The organism is Legionella sp. (assembly GCF_047605385.1).
Classification (GTDB): domain Bacteria; phylum Pseudomonadota; class Gammaproteobacteria; order Legionellales; family Legionellaceae; genus Legionella.
The window spans coordinates 1-19,495 of the sequence record NZ_JASGFU010000050.1 but is presented as its reverse complement, the minus strand read 5'-3'; the positions used below and the strand labels follow the sequence as shown (position 1 = coordinate 19,495).

The following is a 19,495-nucleotide window of genomic DNA, read 5'->3' as shown; positions in this document are numbered from 1 at the left end:
GCGCTTGCGCGAGCTATTTAATTTTTTAATACCCTTCAAAATTCAGTGCGATTGCTATAATAGGCACTACTGCTATTCATCATTCGAAGGAATTAATTTCCTGCGTAGGTTGCGCCTGTGCATCATCAACAAGCCCTTGCCAATCTGATTCATCATCATAAGCAACCTGCTTCGGCATTAAGGGTTCTATAGAGAAAATATATGAAATCGGTGGCGGTTCTGGTTTAAATTCAGTGAGCTGCATCATCCAACCTGTTATGTATGCCAAAACAAATTGACGGCCGTATTCATAATCATGATATGCTCCAGGAACTCTTATCCCTAAATACTTATTCTGCGCAAATTCTTTTTTTCTAACTTCAAATTGATCAATTACTGACACATAATCAAATTGCCCTGCCAAATCCATCAAAGGCATGCTTAATTCAGGCTTTTTATCATCAGTTTTAGGATCATCATAAGCAGAAAGTAAAATTAAACCTTCAATTCCAGCCTTAGTTGACTTATTAAATGAACCAAAAGTTTGTTTCAGCCCTTGACCATAATGAACAACAATAATTTTATTATTCTTTTGTTGACGTAAAGTATTAATTACTTCAGGAAGTGATTTTATCCAAGGATCTGCTTTATCTTGTTCAGTGCAATTGACTAAGACAGAGGACCAACCCCTAGTTGCTAATTGCTTAGCCAAATGAGCTAATAAGGTAGACCATTGAGCTTGCGGTGCACCGTTGATTAAAATGACTGCGCCATGGAGATTATTATAAGCAGCCCAATAAGGCAACTTCATGCTTTTACCATTAAATTTTACCTCCAATTGCTCCGCAAATGCAGTGGAGGTAATCAAAAAAAATGCTATGGCTATCCTTATAATGTATTTCATAGAGTCCTAAAACAAACTTGCCTTAATCCTTCAACTCAACACCCGCTTGATCAAGTATCTTGCGAGCTTGTTCAGCCAACATTTCATGTGCCTTGGCAGTAGGATGTACTAAATCAAAAAACAAATAACCATCACATGCGTCTTTAGTTTTAATGGGTGATATTGTTGCCACCATTCTTAAAAAAGAAGTTTTTGTGATTTCATCAACAACAGAGTTAGCACAAGAACCTGTAACGTTAGTAAAGCCAAAACTCTCTGGGTTTACTATGACTTGCCCAAAAGCATCATTCATATCAAAGAATAACCATTCAACTTCTGGATGCTCTTGTTTTAGTGCCATGAAATTTGCATACAATATTTGGTTATGCGTTTTAGATAAATAGGCCATTGACTCTATTGAATCAAATTCGATTGCTGCGGGAGTGCTCCCTAAATCAGGCAAATTAACAACTAAAATATGTTTTGCCCCTTTGGCAACCAACCGCTGCAAACTATGTAAAACCCCAGCACTTACGTCTTGTATGGTTTTATCCAATTCTGTGGGTAAAGCCAGATAATTATTAGCACCAATCCAAACAATAAAAAGACTATTCGGATCTGCTTTATCTTGATGCTCTGAAAGATAAGTCGAGATTTCTCTTCTTAACGTGAATAAAACATCGTCATCGCCTTCTTCTTCAGAAACACCTGCCCCACCAAAAGCATAATCTAATAAATGTGTATCTGGATCTTTAGGAAAATATGATGCAATTAAATGCTCAACCCAAACAGGGCCATTAGAAAAATGGCCTTTAAAATATGGAGGCGATGGCGGTAATTGATGACTCATAAATTCATATAAATTGCCATTATCAGACAAACTATCACCGAAAACAACAACATTACGTAGAGGCGTTGCTAGAACAATTCCAGAAAATAAAAAAGCACCTAAAGTTGCTAACAGTCTCATGAAAACCCTTAATTATAATTGATTGTTTTAAAAGCAAAAAACATCGATGATTATATTATGAAATATTCTTTCTAATCAATTTTTTTACATGTTCAGATACCAGTATCATTGGTATTTGAACATAAGAACACATCTTGCATCATAAGGGAACCCCCTTCTGAGCTTTTTCTTATATGATCTTCATAAGATTGAGTGAATGTAAATTAAGCATTTAGCAAAGAAATTTTCTAGACAACAAACCGTAGTAAAAAAATCAGACTACGGTTTGTTATGACGATATTTAAGCTCCACTGCTAATAAGCGTAATATTTAACTGGCGACCACAAACCCATGCTTTAGTTAAATCGCTAATTGCTTCTTTGGACATGCCTCGTGGCAAACGTACTGTAGAATGATCTTCGTGAATTTTCAAACCAGTAATATGTCGACTTTGTAAGCCCGCTTCATTAGCAATAGCGCCAACAATGTTACCTGGTTTAACTCCATGTACTTTACCCACATCAATGCGGAATAAATCTTGTTCTAAAGTATCGTTTTGAAACTTTTTGCGCTCAGAACCTTTACGATCGTCTGTTCGTGAGAATGAGCGCTCAGAGCGAGAACCACGCTCACTACGGCCTTCTCTTTCAGGACGAGATGCTTTAGGTAAAGCGCGTTCTTTTTGTACCCAAGGGTTATCTTGATGCAGTAATAAAGCTAAAGTAGCAGCAATATCAACTGCAGAAACATTATTTTCTTTAATATATTCTTCAATAATTTTCTTATAAGCATCAATATGCTCATGCTCTAAGCGAGAAGTAATATTCGCCAAAAAACGCTGCTGTCTTGCAACTTGAATCATATGATCATTAGGCACAGTCACTTTAGCAATACGCTGACGTGTATGACGCTCAATACTGCTGATTAAACGTGATTCCTTAGGAGTAACGAATAAAATAGCAACACCAGAACGACCTGCTCTACCAGTACGACCAATACGGTGTACATAAGTCTCATTATCATGTGGTAAATCATAGTTCACTACATGCGTTACACGCTCAACATCCAAACCGCGTGCAGCCACATCAGTCGCAACAAGGACATCAATCGCACCTTGTCTAAACTGAGAAATAATACGCTCACGCAGCGCTTGAGTAATATCCCCATGAATTGCCATTGCACGTAAACCTTGTTGCTGTAATAACTCAGCTACTTCTTCAGTACTGCTCTTAGTACGTACAAAAACAATCACTCCTTGATACTCTTCAACCGCTAAAATACGTAACAAAGTATCGGCTTTTTGATAGCCAGCGGCAAATAAGAAACGCTGCTCAATACTTTTCACAGTGGCAGTTTCTGCACGAATTTCAATTGATACCGGGTTATTTAAATAAGTATTCGCGATTTGACGAATGCGATGAGGCATTGTTGCTGAAAATAGGCCGATTTGTTTGTCTTTCGGTAGTTTAGACATAATCGCTTCAATATCTTCAATAAAGCCCATGCGTAACATTTCATCTGCTTCGTCAAGAATAAAGGTACGTATATTTTCCAAGCGTAAAGTACCTTTTTCAATATGATCTAAAATACGCCCTGGGGTTCCAACAACAACTTGCGCACCCGCACGTAATTGTCGTAATTGACGACCATAATCTTGACCACCACATAAAGTAGCCACTGTAGTTCCGCGTTGTCTTGCACTCAAGAGTTCAAATTGTTCAGCAACCTGGATCGCTAATTCACGAGTAGGGGCTAAAATAAGTGCTTGTGTCCCTTGAATATTGGGTGACAGTTTTTGCAAAATAGGCAATGCAAATGCTGCAGTTTTGCCTGTACCAGTTTGTGCTAAAGCAATAGCATCTCTTCCTTCTAAAAAAATAGGAATAGTTTGTGCTTGAATGGGTGATGGAGTTGTAAACTTCATATCCTCTAATGCTTTATTGATTGCATCTGAAAAATTAAAAGAGGTAAAGTTTGTTATTTCTTGTGTCATATGATACCTAATCGTGTAAATCGTAACCTAGAAAGGTCAGGCTATATAAAATTTGCTCAGTATAATAACAAAATAAACAGAATTATGCACTATCTTTGTGATATTTTATTCTAATCCTGCTTGTTAAAAGAACATATTTAATCCTGATATTTAGGCAATTCCGATTAGAAATCAAGTGTAAATTGTAAATTTACTCCAAAAAGAGGCAAAAGTCACTCATAGCATTCTATTGAAAAGTAGTTACTGGGGGCAACATTATTTCGGAAACGCAAGCGGCAGGCAAACGTTCACGCAATGGCGTCAAGGAAAATCGTAGGTTGACGCCATTGATCGTTCACATACTATCGCGAACTATTTAATTTTGGTTAAATAAGGGCTGCTAGGCGACATGCCTGGTCAATGGCATGACGGGCATCTAATTCCAAAGCCTTATATGCACCGCCAATTAAATGTACCGGTTTACCCATTGCTTTTAAAGGCTCAAAAAGATTCGCTAATTCTTCTTGTCCTGCACAAATCACCACATTATTCACTGCAAGCACTTGTGGTTTTTCATTAATATGTAGATGTAAACCTTCATCATCAATTAAATCATAACGAACACCCGATAGCATTTTTACTTTTCTATGCTTCAAGCTTAACCGATGAATCCAGCCGGTTGTCTTGCCCAAACGCTTACCTAATTTTTCTTTCTTGCGTTGTAATAAATAAACTTCGCGTAGACTTACAGGAAAAATAGGCTCTTTAATACCACCACGATGTCTACCATGAATATCAATGCCCCATTCATCATAAAATTCTTCTTTAGAAGCATGAGCCTTATTCGTTAAAAATTCAGCTACATCAAAACCAATGCCACCAGCACCAACCACGGCCACTCGTGCTCCTATTTCCTTTTTTCCAGTAAGTACATCGATATAGCTCGCTACTATTGGATGCTCTATCCCCGGAATATTAGGGATACGTGGTTTAATACCACTTGCTAAAACCACTTCATCAAAGTCTTTAAGCAATTCTATAGTTACTTCAGTTCCCAGGTGAGTTGTTACCTGATATTTTTGCAATTGATAGTTGAAATAATTAATCGTATGTTGATACTCCTCTTTACCGGGAATTATTTTTGCTAAATTAAATTGCCCACCAATTTCGTTAGCTTTTTCAAACAAGGTTATTTTATGACCCCGTTCTGCAGCAACAGTAGCAAAAGCCAGGCCTGCAGGCCCTGAACCCACAACAGCTATTGATTTGGGTTGGTGTGTTACATCATAGATCAATTCAGTTTCATTACAAGCACGAGGATTAACCAGACAAGAGGCTGTTTTATTAATAAAAACCTGATCCAGACAGGCTTGGTTACAAGCAATGCATACGTTAATCGCAGCACTTTCTCCACGTTTCGCTTTTTCAGCAAACTGAGGATCTGCAAGAAACGGTCTTGCCATAGACACCATGTCGGCAATTCCTGACTCAATAATTTTATTCGCTAACTCAGGATTATTGATACGATTTGAAGTAATTAAAGGAATGCTCACTTCCAGTTTTAAGTGTTTTGTAATCGAGGTAAACGCCGCCTCTGGTACCATAGTACCAATCGTAGGGATACGTGCTTCATGCCAGCCAATACCGGTATTAATAATAGTCGCCCCTGCTTTTTCTATTTCTTTAGCCAGTTGTACCACTTCTTCCCAATTACTGCCATCAGCGATTAAATCCAACATGGACAGGCGATAAACTACAATAAATTTCTCACCCACAGCCTCACGCACACCACGTACCACTTCCAGAGGAAAACGGATACGATGCTCATAACTCCCCCCCCATTCATCCATTCGTTGATTGGTGTGCGTCACAATAAATTGATTAATTAAATATCCTTCACTACCCATAATTTCCACACCATCATAGCCAGCTAATTGTGCCAAACGAGCACAACGAGCAAAGTGTTGGATGGTTTTTTTGATCCGATATTTACTCATAGTCCAAGGTTTAAAAGGACTTATGGGAGATTTAATGCTGCTTGGGGCAACAATGAACGGATGATAACCATAACGACCTGCATGTAAAATCTGCAAAAGAATTTTGCCACCCGCTTCATGGACGGTATACGTTACTAATTCATGCCTATGCTGCTCTTTGCTATTCGTTAATTTGGCTGCAAAAGGAGCCAAGCGACCAGCACGGTTTGGAGCAAAACCGCCGGTGGTTATCAAACCCGCCCCACCTAGTGCTCGTTCACGATAAAATTGCGCCAGTCGATTAAGGCTTTCTTTATCTTCTTCAAGACCAGTGTGCATAGACCCCATTAGCATACGGTTTTTTAACTGGGTAAAACCCAAATCTAAAGGCTGAAATAAGGCTTTAAAAGGGGCATTATCAACTCTTAACTCCATGAGTACTCTCAACTAAATAGTTCAAAATAAAGTATAAACCCTGTTCTTAGCTTTTCACAGAAGATCTTTGATTTAGCTTATAATTCAGTAGCTTGAGCCATAAACTGCGTCTGAAAACGATGCGCAATAAAAGCACCAAATAAAGTAATACTACAACCCAATAATGACCTCATCGAAGGTTGTTCATTCAAAAGAATAAAACCTAAAAATGCAGATACTAAAGGCATTGCATACAAAGTGACTGATGCATTAGCAGCCGAGAGATACTTTAATGCATATCCCCAAGCTAAATAAGCAATTGCTGCAGGAAAAATACCCATATAGACTACTGAGGCTGTTGTTTGCCAACTAGCCGTTTTAATTTCTTGTATTAAATTCGGGGTAAAGATCAACAATAATAAGGTTCCTCCCCAAATTACCCAAGAAATAATTGCTACAGGATGGTATGTTCTCGTAAATTGTTTTTGAATAATGGTTAAAATAGCCCCCATCAATGCAGAAATAAGAATTGCTAAAATTCCCTGTTGTACTCCTGGCTCAGAATAATCACCAATTGCTAAAATCCCCAATCCCAAAATGCTGATAAAAATACCTAACCATACTCCACGGCTTAACTTTTCTTGTAAAAAAATAAATGCCAAAAGAACTGTCAACACCGGCATTAAGCCCATAATAAAGCTGGCAATACCTGCCGATACGCTTAACTCTCCGTAATTTAAACAAATATTATAAACACCAATTCCTGCCATACCGGCAATCAATAATTGGATACGATCTTTCCATGACACAGATTTCTTAACTCTTTGGCCATAATAAATAACTGTGATAAAAACAGAAGCAACTAAAAAACGGAATAAGGCAAGTGCGCCAGGTGAGTAACCAGATAAACCAATTCTTATGCCAACAAATGCCGAGGCCCATAAAAGAATAGCAATCATAATCCCACAGCCTATCTTAAATTTTCCCATATTTTATACCATTTGTAATAAAAATGAACTAATGATACCATAAATTAATCCACTTATTCTACTCTGACTTAAGTTAATCAATATGATCAATAAACTTGCATTTGTATTTCATTCAACTATGATTAAAAAGAGGCCTTATTTTGGGGATGATTTATGAGCGACCCTTTTCCTGTACTAAAAGAAGCCTTGCAAACCGTTTTTTTATTGGAAACAATAAGAAATAAGAAGTATTTTTATCCAGAAATTCAACAACTAAAAGATTCTTTAGATAATTTTAATTATAAGCAAAAAGACTTTATTCAATTACTCACAGCAATACGAGCGGCAAGCACCCGCATTAAAAATCATATTAAAAAAGGGCACATAGACTTTGAAACGATACGCACTTCAATTGATTCTTTAGCTAAGATACTCAATAGGCCAATAATTAATTTGGATGATTTTTTATCAAAACCCAATGTCTCTCCTAAATTTTTTAACGTGCTTAAAGAAGAGATTGATCTCTTGCCATGGTTAACGAAGCAATCACGCAGTAATGTATCCCCAAATGATATAAATTCACAAATGCATGCGCTATGGCAATGTAAAGCTCTTGAAGGATTTAGTTCAAAATTACGCGCTCACCTCAACAAAGACCCTGATTTTTTAGCACGATTGATTAGAGAGTCAGAAAAAAATTTCATCCAAATTGCCAGTACAGATTTAATCCTTTATTTAACTGATCGCCAACTAGCAGAGGCAATCATCAAACATATCCCTAAGTTAGTAGAAAATGGGGTTCATGCTAAAAACCTCATAGATAAACTCAATGAGATTTTGTCACATGGACGCTCAGTATCTACCCTATGCCGTAGTACAGACGCTAAATCTATTTTAGAAAGTTCAAATCTATTACAAATGGACCACAAAACGGATGACCTTAAAGTAAACACTGCAACGACAAGCAACCCACCTTCTTCAGTAGAAGAAAATGGGTTAAAACCTGTATTCTAGTCCAACAATCCTAAATCGTTCACCGTATCACGCTCTTGTCGCAGCTCATTTAAAGTCTTATTAAACATTTCTTGACCGTAATCATTCAATTTTAGATCTTCAACGACTTTAAGTTCACCCTTCTCACGACGACAAGGCATGGAGAAAATCAAACCTTTATCAACCCCATACTCACCATCAGAATGACGGCACATAGAAAATGACTCACCTGCAGGAGTATCAGTTACTAAATGATTCACTCCGGTAATCACCGCATTGGCAGCAGAAGCGGCTGAAGAAAGACCTCGTGCTTTGATAATTGCAGCGCCGCGTTGTTGTACCGTAGTCACAAAAGTATCTTTTAACCAAGATTCATTATTGATCACTTCTGCAGCAGAAACACCCTTAATTTTAGCGTTATAAAAATCGGGATATTGAGTTGCAGAATGATTACCCCAAACAGTCATTTGACTTACTGCAGTAATATCAACACCTGCTTTTTGCGCTAATTGTGTACGCGCTCTTAATTCATCAAGAGTAGTCATTGCATAGAAACGGTCGTTTGGAATATCTTTGGCATGATGCATTGCGATTAAGCAGTTGGTATTGCAAGGATTACCTACGACAAATACACGCACATCGTCGCTTGCATTATCATTAATTGCCCTACCTTGTTGGGTAAATATTCCACCATTAATTTTTAATAAGTCAGAACGCTCCATACCTTCTTTACGTGGTACAGAACCCACTAATAAAGCCCAATTCACTCCATCCATAGCTTTATTCATCTCTGCAGTACAAACAATACGCTTTAGTAATGGAAATGCGCAATCATCCAGTTCCATAGCCACTCCTTCTAAAGCTTTAAGTGCAGGCTCAAGTTCAAGTAAGTTTAATTCCACATCAACATTTGGACCAAACATCTGCCCAGAAGCGATACGGAACAATAATGCATATCCAATTTGTCCTGCAGCACCGGTGACAGCGACTCTAACTCGTTCATTTGCCATGTTATCCCCTTTTGTTCATTTTTTATTACTTTTGTTACAAAACGTCTGTCATGATACTATTGCAAACTCAAACAAGCCAGTCTAAAAAGAGTAATGATTCCCTTATCCCTGTACATTCATATTCCTTGGTGTATCCAAAAATGCCCTTATTGTGATTTTAACTCACATAAAAGCCCGGAAATTTTATCTGAAATGAATTACGTTCAAGCCCTACTTGCTGATTTGCGTGCCGATTTGGAGTGCTACACCCTACGAGAAATTACTTCTATATTTATCGGCGGTGGAACTCCAAGCCTATTTTCAGCAGAAGCTTATGAAACCTTGTTCCATGAATTAAAGCAACTCCTATCATTTGCTCCAGACATTGAAATCACCATGGAAGCTAATCCAGGTAGTGTGGAACAGCAGCGCTTTACCGCTTACCGTCAGTTAGGAATTAATCGCTTATCTCTAGGCATTCAAAGCTTTAATCCAGAGCATTTAAAAAAATTAGGGCGCATTCATAATGAACAGCAGGCACATCAAGCCATTGAATCAGCACGCAAGGCAGGCTTTGATAATCTAAATCTAGACATCATGCACGGCCTTCCTAATCAAAGTGTTGCTCAAGGGTTAAGCGATTTGCACATTGCCTTATCCTATAAGCCAGAACACTTTTCCTGGTATCAATTAACCATAGAGCCAAATACCGTTTTTTACAAAGAAAAACCCCTTTTACCTTCGGAAGATGAAGCCTATCATTTAGAAGAACAAGGACTCGCCTTGCTGAAAAAATCAGGGTTTGACCGCTATGAAATTTCTGCCTTCTCTAAGCCCCAAAAACAAGCACGTCACAACTTAAATTATTGGTTGTTTGGTGATTATTTAGGGATTGGTGCAGGAGCTCATGGCAAATTAACTACAGAACAAAGTATATTTAGAACTCGAAAACACCGTCAACCTAAAGAGTATCTGGATCCTGAAAAACCTTTTATTGCCCAGGTAGAAGCCGTAGCAGAGGAAGAATTACTCTTTGAGTTTATGCTTAATACGACTCGTTTGGAACAAACAATCCCCTGGGAATTATTTACCGCCAGAACCAGGTTACCATCAGACAAGTTGTTAAAAAAACTTCAGCTTGCTGAAAAGAAAAAATTGATTCAGGTAACTAATGAATACTGGCAGGTCACCGCTTTAGGCAGAAGATATACTAATGACTTACAAGCTTTATTTTTACCTTAAATTAATAACTACTATTAAAACCCTACTTGCCTGAATAAAAAGATTCATTAATAATAGATTTACTTTCCGTAAAAAAGGAGTGAACGGTGATTTTATCGACCATTTTAATTATTTTTGCCTATTTGATGGGATCAATCTGCTCAGCAGTCATAGTATCTAAAACCTTTTCTCTACCCGATCCCCGTACTGAAGGGTCAAATAATCCTGGAGCAACCAATGTATTACGTCTTGCAGGTAAAAAATTTGCTTTGCTAGTACTCATCACCGATATTCTCAAAGGAACAATCCCTGTACTCGTTGCCAAAATATTTTCAGACGATCCAATGCTTCTTGGTTTTGTAGCCTTGGCAGCAGTAATTGGACATATGTATCCTGTATTTTTTAATTTTGAAGGGGGAAAAGGGGTAGCTACTGCAATTGGAGCACTTTTAGGGTTTCAATTCATCATGGGCACTATGGTTATTGCCACCTGGTTATTAATCGCAAGATTTACACGTTATTCCTCTTTAGCATCTATAATTTCCATTTGTTTAGCTCCTTTTTATGGGCTAATCATGATTGGTCATATCGAAATTTTCCCCCCGCTATTCTTAATGGCTTTACTCATCATTATTAAACATAAAAACAATATAAGTCGTCTCCTTGATGGTGTAGAGCCTAAAATACAACTGAAGAAGACCAATGTTTTCGAAGAAGTAATGGACGATGAATCAGCAGAGATTTCTGATGTTATTGAAAAGAAAGCTGCTATGGCTGCGAATGAATCAATTCCTGCAGATGTAATCACCACATCTAAAAAACCTAGAACACCCAAGGTACCTAAAGCCGCAAAAGGCGAAAAGCCAGCTGCCGCAAAAGCGAAACCAGCGGTGAAGAAAACTACAACCAAAACCGAAACCGAAACAACAAAGAAAACATCCAAACAGCCTGCTGCTCCTAAAAAGAAAGTAGAGCAATCCAAAGAAAACTAGAATCTAACGTCGCTGGCCAAAGGCCAGCGCGCCTTAACTTCAATACCAATACCCGCATCACACTCACCATTTAACATACGTAAATAGCCGGCATAAGCAACCATAGCGCCATTATCAGTACAATATTCCAGAGCTGGAAAATAAATTTCACCACCAATTCCTTGCATCCATTCAATAAGTGCACATCGCAATGTTTTATTAGCACCAACTCCTCCAGCAACAACCAAGCGCTTACATTCTGATTGCTGAACTGCACGCTTGCATTTAATGATTAAGGTATCCACTACAGCCAATTGAAATGCTTTTGCAATTTCAGAGCGAGCTTGCTCATCTTTAGTGCTTTGATTCCAGGTAGTCAGTGAGTGTGTTTTTAAACCGCTAAAACTAAAATCAAGCCCAGGCCTACCGGTCATGGGGCGCGGAAAACGATACGGAGTACTGGCACATTGATCTGCCAATGCTGCCAGTACTGGCCCCCCTGGATAAGGAATACCCATCAACTTGGCCGTTTTATCAAAAGCTTCACCTACCGCATCATCCAGGGTATCACCCAATAAGCAATATTTCCCCAAAGCTTTAACTTCGATTAATTGACAATGCCCCCCTGACACCAACAGAGCAATGAATGGAAATTCCAATGTAGAAGTTTCCATTTTAGCAGCTAATAAATGAGCCTCTAAATGATGCACTCCAAGAGCAGGAATATTTAAGGAATAAGCTAAACTTTTGGCAAAACAGGCACCAACCAACAAAGCACCAATTAATCCAGGGCCAGCCGTATAGGCAATCCCGTTTAGTGCTGTCTTATCAAGTTTCGCTTGGTTTAATACCTCATTGACTAAGGGAATTAAGTAATTCACATGATCACGGGATGCCAGTTCAGGAACCACTCCACCATGTACACGATGAGTGTCAATTTGCGAATGCAGTGCATGCGCTAATAAACCAGTTTCTGAATCATAAATAGCAACTCCTGTTTCATCACAGGATGATTCAATACCTAATATTAACATCACAACTCTGATAAAAATAAATCAATCCCCAATTGTAGCACAGAGTGATGCTAATGTAGTTACGTAAGGCTTCTGTTCCGCCTTTAATTTATCCAAATTAAGTCTTATCCAAAATAATTTTGTATTATTTCCTTGACGAGTGCAAAAACTAACACTAGAATTGCCCCCTAAAGAGATCAAATTACCAGAGGATATTTTAATGCCTACAGTTCGCGTCAAAGAAGGCGAAAACCCAGAATATGCGCTGCGCCGTTTTAAGCGCTCTTGTGAAAAAGCCGGTATCTTAACCGAATTACGTCGTCGTGAGTTTTATGAGAAACCAACTGCTGAGCGCAAACGTAAGCAAGCCGCTGCAGTAAAACGTCATTTGAAGAAAATTTCTCGTGATACCTCCTTCAGACAAGGTATGAAACATAGACGTAAATAGAATATTTCTCATCCTTCATGATTTGCCAAGGTCACATTTATGTGACCTTTTGGTTTTTTACACACATTGGCAGCTCCTTAACCCAACCCTAAGGATTAGACATGACTATAAAAGAACGTCTCAATAATGACATTAAAGACGCAATGCGTGCTAAAGATAGAGATCTGTTAAGCACCTTACGTTTAATTACTGCTGCAGTAAAACAAGTTGAAGTTGATGAGCGTGTTGAAGTCGATGAAAACCGCATGCTCGCCATTTTAGATAAAATGAGTAAACAACGTAAAGAATCCATAGACCAATTTGAAAAAGCAAACCGTAATGATTTGGTTGCTAAAGAGAAATTTGAATTATCCATTATTGCAAACTATCTACCTGAACCTTTATCTACTACAGAAATTGAGCAATTAATTGCTCATGCGATTGCAGCCACTGGTGCAAAAAAAAGAGCAGATATGGGTAAAGTCATGGCACAGTTAAGACCAAGTCTGCAAGGTCGTGCAGATATGGCACAAGTGAGTGCTTTAATTAAGGCTAAACTAAGCTAAAGGTGGCCATGTCAGGCTTAATTCCACAGCCTTTTATTGATGAACTTCTGCAGCGCACCGAACTCGTTGAGCTAATTGATAGCTATATTCCACTAAAAAAAAGAGGAAATAGCTACATTGCCTGCTGCCCGTTTCACAATGAAAAAACACCTTCATTTAACGTTGTTGCTAAAAAGCAATTTTATCATTGCTTTGGCTGTGGAGCTTCAGGTAATGCCATTAGTTTTGTAATGAATTATCTTAATCAAGGCTTTATTGATGCGATTGAGACACTAGCAACACGCTTAGGTTTAACTGTTCCCCGTGATGGTCAAAGTGAAAAAAATAACGTCTCTCAGGATTTATATAAATTGCTTTCAGAAGTCAGCTTGTACTACCAGAAAAAATTAAAATACAAAGGTCTATCGGCTATTAATTACCTTCGCGACCGAGGTTTAAGTGGTGAAATTGCTAAATTATATCAACTTGGCTTTGCAAGTGATGGTTGGCATCACTTGCAAGAATCCTTTCCAAGAAATCAGCGCGATCTAATTACCACAGGTATGTTAATTAAAAATGACGATGGCAAGATTTACGATCGTTACCGTAACCGTATCATGTTCCCCATTCATGATAGGCATGGCCGTATTATTGGATTTGGTGGACGTGTTCTTGATGCAGATCAAAAACCCAAATACCTTAACTCTCCGGAAACAGTAATCTTCCAAAAAAGCAGAGAACTTTATGGTCTGCACCAAGTACTAAGTCATAAACAACCACTCGATTACATTATCATTGTAGAAGGATATATGGATGTCATCGCCTTAGCACAACATGGGATAATGAATACTGTAGCAACCCTGGGTACGGCAACCAGTACCTACCACATTCAATTATTGGCTAAACATACTTCATCTGTGGTGTTTTGTTTTGATGGTGATGAAGCAGGAAAACAAGCAGCTTGGCGTGGTCTTGAAAGCAGCCTACCCCATTTAAATCAAGGCTTGGATGCGCGTTTTATGTTTTTACCAGATGGCCATGATCCAGACAGTTTAATACGTACCGAAGGTAAAGAGCAATTTTTGTATCGCTTAAAACAAGCAATCCCGTTGCATCGCTTCTTTCTAGATACCTTAGCTAAAGAGGTAAATTTACATACTCCCGCAGGGAAAACCCAATTAATCAATCTTGCTAAACCTTTTTTATATAAAATGAATGAGGGTTCGTACAAACAATTACTGATTGATGAGCTGGCACGCATGACACATATTGAAAGCCACCGTCTCAACCAACTCACCAATGAGAAACAAGCTTCTACGAGTGCTAGAGACACCCCACAAAAATCGATAAAAACAACCATTACTCGCACGCCAATACGTATTGCTGTTGCTTTATTATTGCAACATCCAGAAATATACTCCAAGGTCATCCATCACATTGATCTACAAAAGCTCGACATGAAAGAACATGAAATCTTGCTTAAGTTATTAGAACAACTTGCTGGTAATCCAAAAACAAACACTGCTTCGTTAATTGAAACTTGGCGTAATCATCATTATTTTGAATTTATTAATCGCTTGGCAGCGTGGAATCATCAAGTTCCTGAACAAGAACTGGTTAAAGAATTTATTGATATCATTCTTTTTTTACAAAAGCAAAATCAGGAATTAACCATACGCTTGTTGATTGATAAATCACGTCAGCAAGGTTTAAACGAAAATGAACGGATAACTTTGCAAAAAATGCTACAGGAAAGACATGTACCAACTTAAAAAATAATGCTACTCCAAGCCTGGCGCGGGGTAGAACAAATCAGTGCAAATAGTTCAATAAACTACTGGCATGTTGCATCTAGCCGGTCTATAATCAGAACATTTTGTAAAGCCTAATTGTCCTTAGAAAGAAGTGCCTATGACCATAAATGACCAAGAACAGCAAAGCTCACACATTAAAAAAGTTGTTAGCCTAGGAAAAGAACAAGGCTATTTGACTTACAGCCAAATCAATGACTTATTGCCTAATATTGTTGATACTGAACACATCGATGTCATTATCAGCATGCTTGAAGGCATGAGTATTAAAGTCTATGAATTTCCTCCAAGTGAAGATGAACTAGCCCTGTTACTCAATACAGAAGAAGTACCAGACATCGACGAAGCAGCAATGGTGCTTGCGTCTGTGGACAAAGAAACAGGTCGAACTACTGATCCAGTTCGCATGTACATGCGTGAAATGGGTACTGTGGAATTATTGACTCGTGAAGGCGAAATCCGTATTGCCAAACGTATCGAAGAAGGGATTTATCAGGTTCTTAAATCATTGGCTCATTATCCAGAAACAGTGCAACTTGTACTTGAAGACTATGATCGCTTTAATGCCCAAGAAATTCGCCTCAATGAAATCATTAGCGGCTTTGCTGACTCTGATGAGGAAATTGCTCCTGCATCGAGTATTGGTTCTATGCTTGATGAAGCACAGCAAGAAGAATTGTTGCTCTCTTCTGCTGCATCTGAAAATGAAGAGGATGAAGATGGTGAGGGCGGTTTAGGTGATGTAGATGACGGTCCAAATCCTGAACAGGCTAAAATTTATTTCGATGATTTACGTGAACGTTTTGATGCTGCAATTGCTGCATTACAAGCGAACGGAAGAACTCATACAAAATCCAGCAAAGCATTAGATGCTATGTCAGAGTCATTCCTAAAACTTAAGCTGACTTCACGACAAGTTGATCGTTTGACACGTCATTTCCGTCACTTACGTAATCATATTCGTGAATATGAGCGTAGTATCATGCGTCTTTGTATCGAAAGAGCACGTATTCCACGAAAACTATTTATTGACACCTTCCCAGGTCAAGAAACAGATACTGCATGGTTGGATTCGATTATTACCAAACATGTAAAAAAACTCGATATAAACCGTATTGAAGAAAATCGCGAAGAAATTATACGCATTCAAGCACGTTTGATTTCATTCGAAGCAGAATATGGTTTAACTATTGCTGAAATCAAAGACATCAACCGTAAAATGTCGATTGGTGAAGCAAAAGCACGTCGTGCGAAAAAAGAAATGGTTGAAGCGAACTTACGATTGGTAATTTCAATTGCAAAAAAATATACCAATCGTGGTTTACAATTCCTGGATTTAATCCAAGAAGGGAACATTGGCTTGATGAAAGCTGTAGATAAATTTGAATACCGCCGTGGTTACAAGTTTTCTACTTACGCGACCTGGTGGATTAGACAGGCCATTACTCGTTCAATTGCTGACCAAGCACGTACAATTCGTATCCCAGTCCATATGATTGAGACAATTAACAAACTTAATCGAATTTCCAGACAAATTCTGCAAGAAACAGGTCGTGAAGCAACACCTGAAGAGTTAGCAGAAAAAATGGAATTAAGCGAAGATAAAATTCGTAAAGTACTCAAAATTGCGAAAGAACCTATTTCTATGGAAACTCCAGTAGGTGACGACGATGATTCACACTTAGGTGATTTCATCGAAGACAACAATATTGAATCTCCAATTGATATGGCTACCGCCGAAGGCTTACGTGAAGCAACTTTAGAAATATTGGAAACATTAACACCAAGAGAGGCCAAAGTATTACGTATGCGTTTCGGAATTGAAATGAATACAGACCATACATTGGAAGAAGTGGGTAAACAATTCGATGTAACCCGCGAACGTATTCGTCAAATCGAAGCAAAAGCCTTACGTAAACTGCGCCACCCATCACGTTCAGAGAAACTAAGAAGTTTCCTTGAGGGTGATGAAGGTTAAACTACTCTCCGCCCTTTAAGGGATAATTCTATCATTAAAAGCTTCATTATCGTCCCCTCGCTCGAAGGAGGGGACTTCATAAGGACGATAGGAAAATGCTTAATGATAATGCCTTACTAAAATTTCATATCATTTACTATAATTCTTTTAACAATAATAAAATTGCCAACAAGCAATTCTTCTTTAAATTAAGATGATAGGGAAAGATCATGTAAAATCAAACTGCTAAAGTAGTTTATTTTTATGAAACTGGAACCCCTGAAGTATTAAGGCTAGAAGAAAAACCTTTACCAGAACCAAATAAAGGAGAAGTACGCCTGCGTGTGCATGCCATCGGGTTAAACAGAGCAGAAGTGCTATTTCGCCAGGGAAAATATTTTGTCACCCCTCAGCTACCATCCAAAATAGGCTTTGAGGCTTCTGGAATTGTAGAAGCAGTAGGACCTGATGTGGATAAAAACTTAATTGGTCAAAAATTAATCACAATTCCTAGCTTTAACATGAGCAAATACGGTGTCTACGGTGAGGTAGCAATTGTTCCTGCCTATGCGCTTGCAGCCTATCCAGAAAAGCTTTCGTTTGTTGAAGCTACCTCAATCTGGATGCAATACATAACTGCCTATGGAGCCCTAGTCCATCACGGTAAAATTACAAAAAATGATTTCGTAATCATCACCGCTGCCAGCAGCAGTGTAGGCATAGCAGCCATTGAAATTTGCCGCGAACAAGGAGCAACTAGTATAGCGATTACAAGAACGCGACAGAAAAAAGCAGAATTACTCGCTTTAGGTGCGGCTCATCTCATTGTAAGCAATGAAGAAGACATACTTATTCGCGTTAAACAAATCACCAATAATCAAGGCGCACGTGTCATCTTCGATCCCATTGCCGGACCAGGTATTGAGAAATTCGCCACTGCATCTGCTAACCAGGGACTCATCTACATATACGGCAATCTCTCCGGTGAACCAACCCCCTTCCCCTTACCACAGGCACGCGCTAAAGGAATTTCCATACGTGGCTACACCCTCTTCGAAATAGTCTCTACTCCCAACTTACGCACCAAAGCAGAAAGATACATATACGAACATATAGAAAATGGAGCATTTAAACCAAAAATCGCTCGTTCTTTCACATTGGATCAGATTATCGAAGCTCATAAATACATGCAATCCAATGAACAAATAGGTAAAATTATGATAACTATATAATGAAACAAAGCTTTTATGGAAAAACTATCATAAAGAAATTACCAATAAAATTATCAGAAAAGCTGGAATATAGCCCAAATTCAGTTTAGAATGTCTTCCTCTTCGGGCCCATAGCTCAGTTGGTCAGAGCAGCGGACTCATAATCCGTTGGTCCTAGGTTCAAGTCCTAGTGGGCCCACCAACATTTCTAGTAAAATCAACGAATTAATGTAATTCTCTTGTTGCCATTGATTGCTATTTATCGTAGTTTTTTATTTCTGAGTGCCCCACTACTGCCCCATAGAACAACGAGTAAAAACCTCTTCATGAATAATAAAGTTATTGCGATAATTATTCTTATTCAACCAAGCAATGGGAATGTCTATGTCAGAGCAACAAAATAACCTTGCTATCAATCAGCAAGATAAATTCACTAGACGCATAGTCCATAACGCTGCTTTAGCCAGCAATAACGTTAGTAGTGAAAAATTCGATCTCGAAAATGCTAAAAGCAAATGTGCCCAAGGACTGTCTGCCCTCGATGTGCAAGGTGGCCTTCAATCAATGTTAGCAGCTCAAATGTTGTCTATTCATCAGTTACAACAAACGTCTATGATTTATGCAAATGCTACAGATAATATGGAGTCAAAGCAGTATTACACTAATACAGCGATTAAGTTGGCTAACTGCTTTGTACAACAAGCAAATGTTCTCGCAAGACTACAAGGGATGGGGCAAAAAATTACCGTGGAACGTGTGGATGTTCACAATGGAGGAAAAGCAGTTGTAGGAAATATCCGGATGGGAGGGGTGGGTGATGCAAGAAAAATCTAAAACTACCCCATGCACCGGAAAAAAGAATTATGCATTTAATAATGCACCTCGTTGCCTTGCAAAAACAAGGCGAGGCACTTCTTGCCAATCTCCAGCAGTTCGTACCAAAAAACGTTGCCGATTACATGGTTGTGGAAAAGGAAGTGGTGCACCTATTGGCAATATATATGCGGTAACTCATGGACAAACAACAGCAGAGATGAAAGTGTTTAAGCATGAAGTACGACAGCTACTCAGAAAGAGCCGAGAGCTAGTCCATGAGTTTAGCTAGCCCTAAAACTTGTTATTTAGATGTAGTAGTTCAAACTTGATCTGACAGTTGCCAGCTTTTCAGAAGTGTCTGTCAGGTCAAATTTAGTTTATAAATTTTTCCATCCAGATT

General features: G+C 38.5%; 17 protein-coding genes, 1 tRNA gene and 1 pseudogene. 12 read left to right on the top strand and 7 right to left on the bottom strand.

Annotation, left to right across the window (positions count from 1 at the left end; translation table 11 throughout):
* Window positions 1–79: 79 nt before the first annotated feature.
* From QM652_RS10935 to QM652_RS10915, 5 genes are all read right to left on the bottom strand, one after another.
* Window positions 80–790 carry an alpha/beta hydrolase gene (locus QM652_RS10935; RefSeq protein ID WP_415075699.1) on the bottom strand — a complete coding sequence of 237 codons (711 nt, stop codon included), beginning with the start codon at window positions 788–790 and terminating at the stop codon, window positions 80–82.
* A 115-nt stretch (window positions 791–905) separates the two neighbouring features.
* Entirely contained in the window at window positions 906–1,832 is a 927-nt protein-coding gene (gene plaA / locus QM652_RS10930) for a GDSL family lysophospholipase PlaA (RefSeq protein WP_415075697.1), read from the bottom strand.
* Window positions 1,833–2,112: 280 nt separating this feature from the next.
* Window positions 2,113–3,804 (bottom strand): DEAD/DEAH box helicase, encoded by a 1,692-nt coding sequence (locus QM652_RS10925; RefSeq protein ID WP_415075695.1) that lies wholly within the window; start codon window positions 3,802–3,804, stop codon window positions 2,113–2,115.
* Between the two features lie 365 nt (window positions 3,805–4,169).
* Window positions 4,170–6,194: an FAD-dependent oxidoreductase gene (locus QM652_RS10920; RefSeq protein ID WP_415075693.1), complete on the bottom strand. Its 2,025-nt coding sequence runs from the start codon at window positions 6,192–6,194 to the stop codon at window positions 4,170–4,172.
* A 77-nt stretch (window positions 6,195–6,271) separates the two neighbouring features.
* Entirely contained in the window at window positions 6,272–7,162 is an 891-nt protein-coding gene (locus QM652_RS10915) for a DMT family transporter (protein WP_415075691.1), read from the bottom strand.
* A gap of 153 nt (window positions 7,163–7,315) precedes the next feature.
* Between QM652_RS10915 and QM652_RS10910 the strand changes: the two genes are divergently transcribed.
* A complete protein-coding gene (locus QM652_RS10910; protein ID WP_415075689.1) occupies window positions 7,316–8,155 on the top strand; it encodes a hypothetical protein in 840 nt (279 codons plus the stop codon).
* On the opposite strand, the gene QM652_RS10905 is transcribed toward QM652_RS10910, so the two are convergent.
* A complete protein-coding gene (locus QM652_RS10905) occupies window positions 8,152–9,144 on the bottom strand; it encodes a malate dehydrogenase (RefSeq protein ID WP_415075687.1) in 993 nt (330 codons plus the stop codon). The genes QM652_RS10910 and QM652_RS10905 overlap by 4 nt on opposite strands.
* Before the next feature lie 93 nt (window positions 9,145–9,237).
* On the opposite strand from QM652_RS10905, the gene hemW reads away from it, so the two are divergent.
* Both hemW and plsY read left to right on the top strand, forming a co-directional pair.
* Window positions 9,238–10,365 (top strand): radical SAM family heme chaperone HemW, encoded by a 1,128-nt coding sequence (gene hemW, locus QM652_RS10900; protein WP_415075685.1) that lies wholly within the window; start codon window positions 9,238–9,240, stop codon window positions 10,363–10,365.
* Window positions 10,366–10,451: 86 nt separating this feature from the next.
* Entirely contained in the window at window positions 10,452–11,336 is an 885-nt protein-coding gene (gene plsY, locus QM652_RS10895) for a glycerol-3-phosphate 1-O-acyltransferase PlsY (RefSeq protein ID WP_415075683.1), read from the top strand.
* Here the strand turns inward: plsY and tsaD are convergent.
* On the bottom strand, window positions 11,333–12,349 hold the full coding sequence (gene tsaD / locus QM652_RS10890) for a tRNA (adenosine(37)-N6)-threonylcarbamoyltransferase complex transferase subunit TsaD (RefSeq protein ID WP_415075681.1): 1,017 nt from the start codon (window positions 12,347–12,349) through the stop codon (window positions 11,333–11,335). The two genes, plsY and tsaD, sit on opposite strands and share 4 nt — an antisense overlap.
* A gap of 199 nt (window positions 12,350–12,548) precedes the next feature.
* Here tsaD and rpsU point away from each other — a divergent pair, with 199 nt between their 5' ends.
* The 9 genes and pseudogenes from rpsU to QM652_RS10845 all read left to right on the top strand — a co-directional run bounded on the left by rpsU (window position 12,549) and on the right by QM652_RS10845 (window position 19,384).
* The gene (gene rpsU / locus QM652_RS10885) at window positions 12,549–12,776 is read left to right on the top strand and encodes a 30S ribosomal protein S21 (RefSeq protein WP_415075679.1); all 228 of its coding nucleotides are present in this window, start codon (window positions 12,549–12,551) and stop codon (window positions 12,774–12,776) included.
* 101 nt (window positions 12,777–12,877) lie between these two features.
* A complete protein-coding gene (locus tag QM652_RS10880) occupies window positions 12,878–13,321 on the top strand; it encodes a GatB/YqeY domain-containing protein (RefSeq protein ID WP_415075677.1) in 444 nt (147 codons plus the stop codon).
* An 8-nt stretch (window positions 13,322–13,329) separates the two neighbouring features.
* The gene (gene dnaG, locus QM652_RS10875) at window positions 13,330–15,072 is read left to right on the top strand and encodes a DNA primase (RefSeq protein ID WP_415075675.1); all 1,743 of its coding nucleotides are present in this window, start codon (window positions 13,330–13,332) and stop codon (window positions 15,070–15,072) included.
* 139 nt (window positions 15,073–15,211) lie between these two features.
* A complete protein-coding gene (gene rpoD, locus QM652_RS10870; RefSeq protein ID WP_415075673.1) occupies window positions 15,212–17,089 on the top strand; it encodes an RNA polymerase sigma factor RpoD in 1,878 nt (625 codons plus the stop codon).
* 314 nt (window positions 17,090–17,403) lie between these two features.
* Window positions 17,404–17,643: pseudogene (locus tag QM652_RS10865) on the top strand (alcohol dehydrogenase catalytic domain-containing protein); the annotation flags it as partial.
* 48 nt (window positions 17,644–17,691) lie between these two features.
* Window positions 17,692–18,300, top strand: coding sequence for a zinc-binding dehydrogenase (locus QM652_RS10860; protein WP_415075701.1), 609 nt, complete (start codon window positions 17,692–17,694; stop codon window positions 18,298–18,300).
* A gap of 104 nt (window positions 18,301–18,404) precedes the next feature.
* Window positions 18,405–18,481, top strand: a tRNA-Ile gene (locus tag QM652_RS10855).
* A gap of 182 nt (window positions 18,482–18,663) precedes the next feature.
* Window positions 18,664–19,113 (top strand): hypothetical protein, encoded by a 450-nt coding sequence (locus tag QM652_RS10850; protein WP_415075671.1) that lies wholly within the window; start codon window positions 18,664–18,666, stop codon window positions 19,111–19,113.
* Complete coding sequence (locus QM652_RS10845) at window positions 19,097–19,384, top strand: HGGxSTG domain-containing protein (protein ID WP_415075669.1); 288 nt, start codon at window positions 19,097–19,099, stop codon at window positions 19,382–19,384. Before QM652_RS10850 ends, QM652_RS10845 begins: the two co-directional genes overlap by 17 nt.
* Window positions 19,385–19,495: the final 111 nt, after the last annotated feature.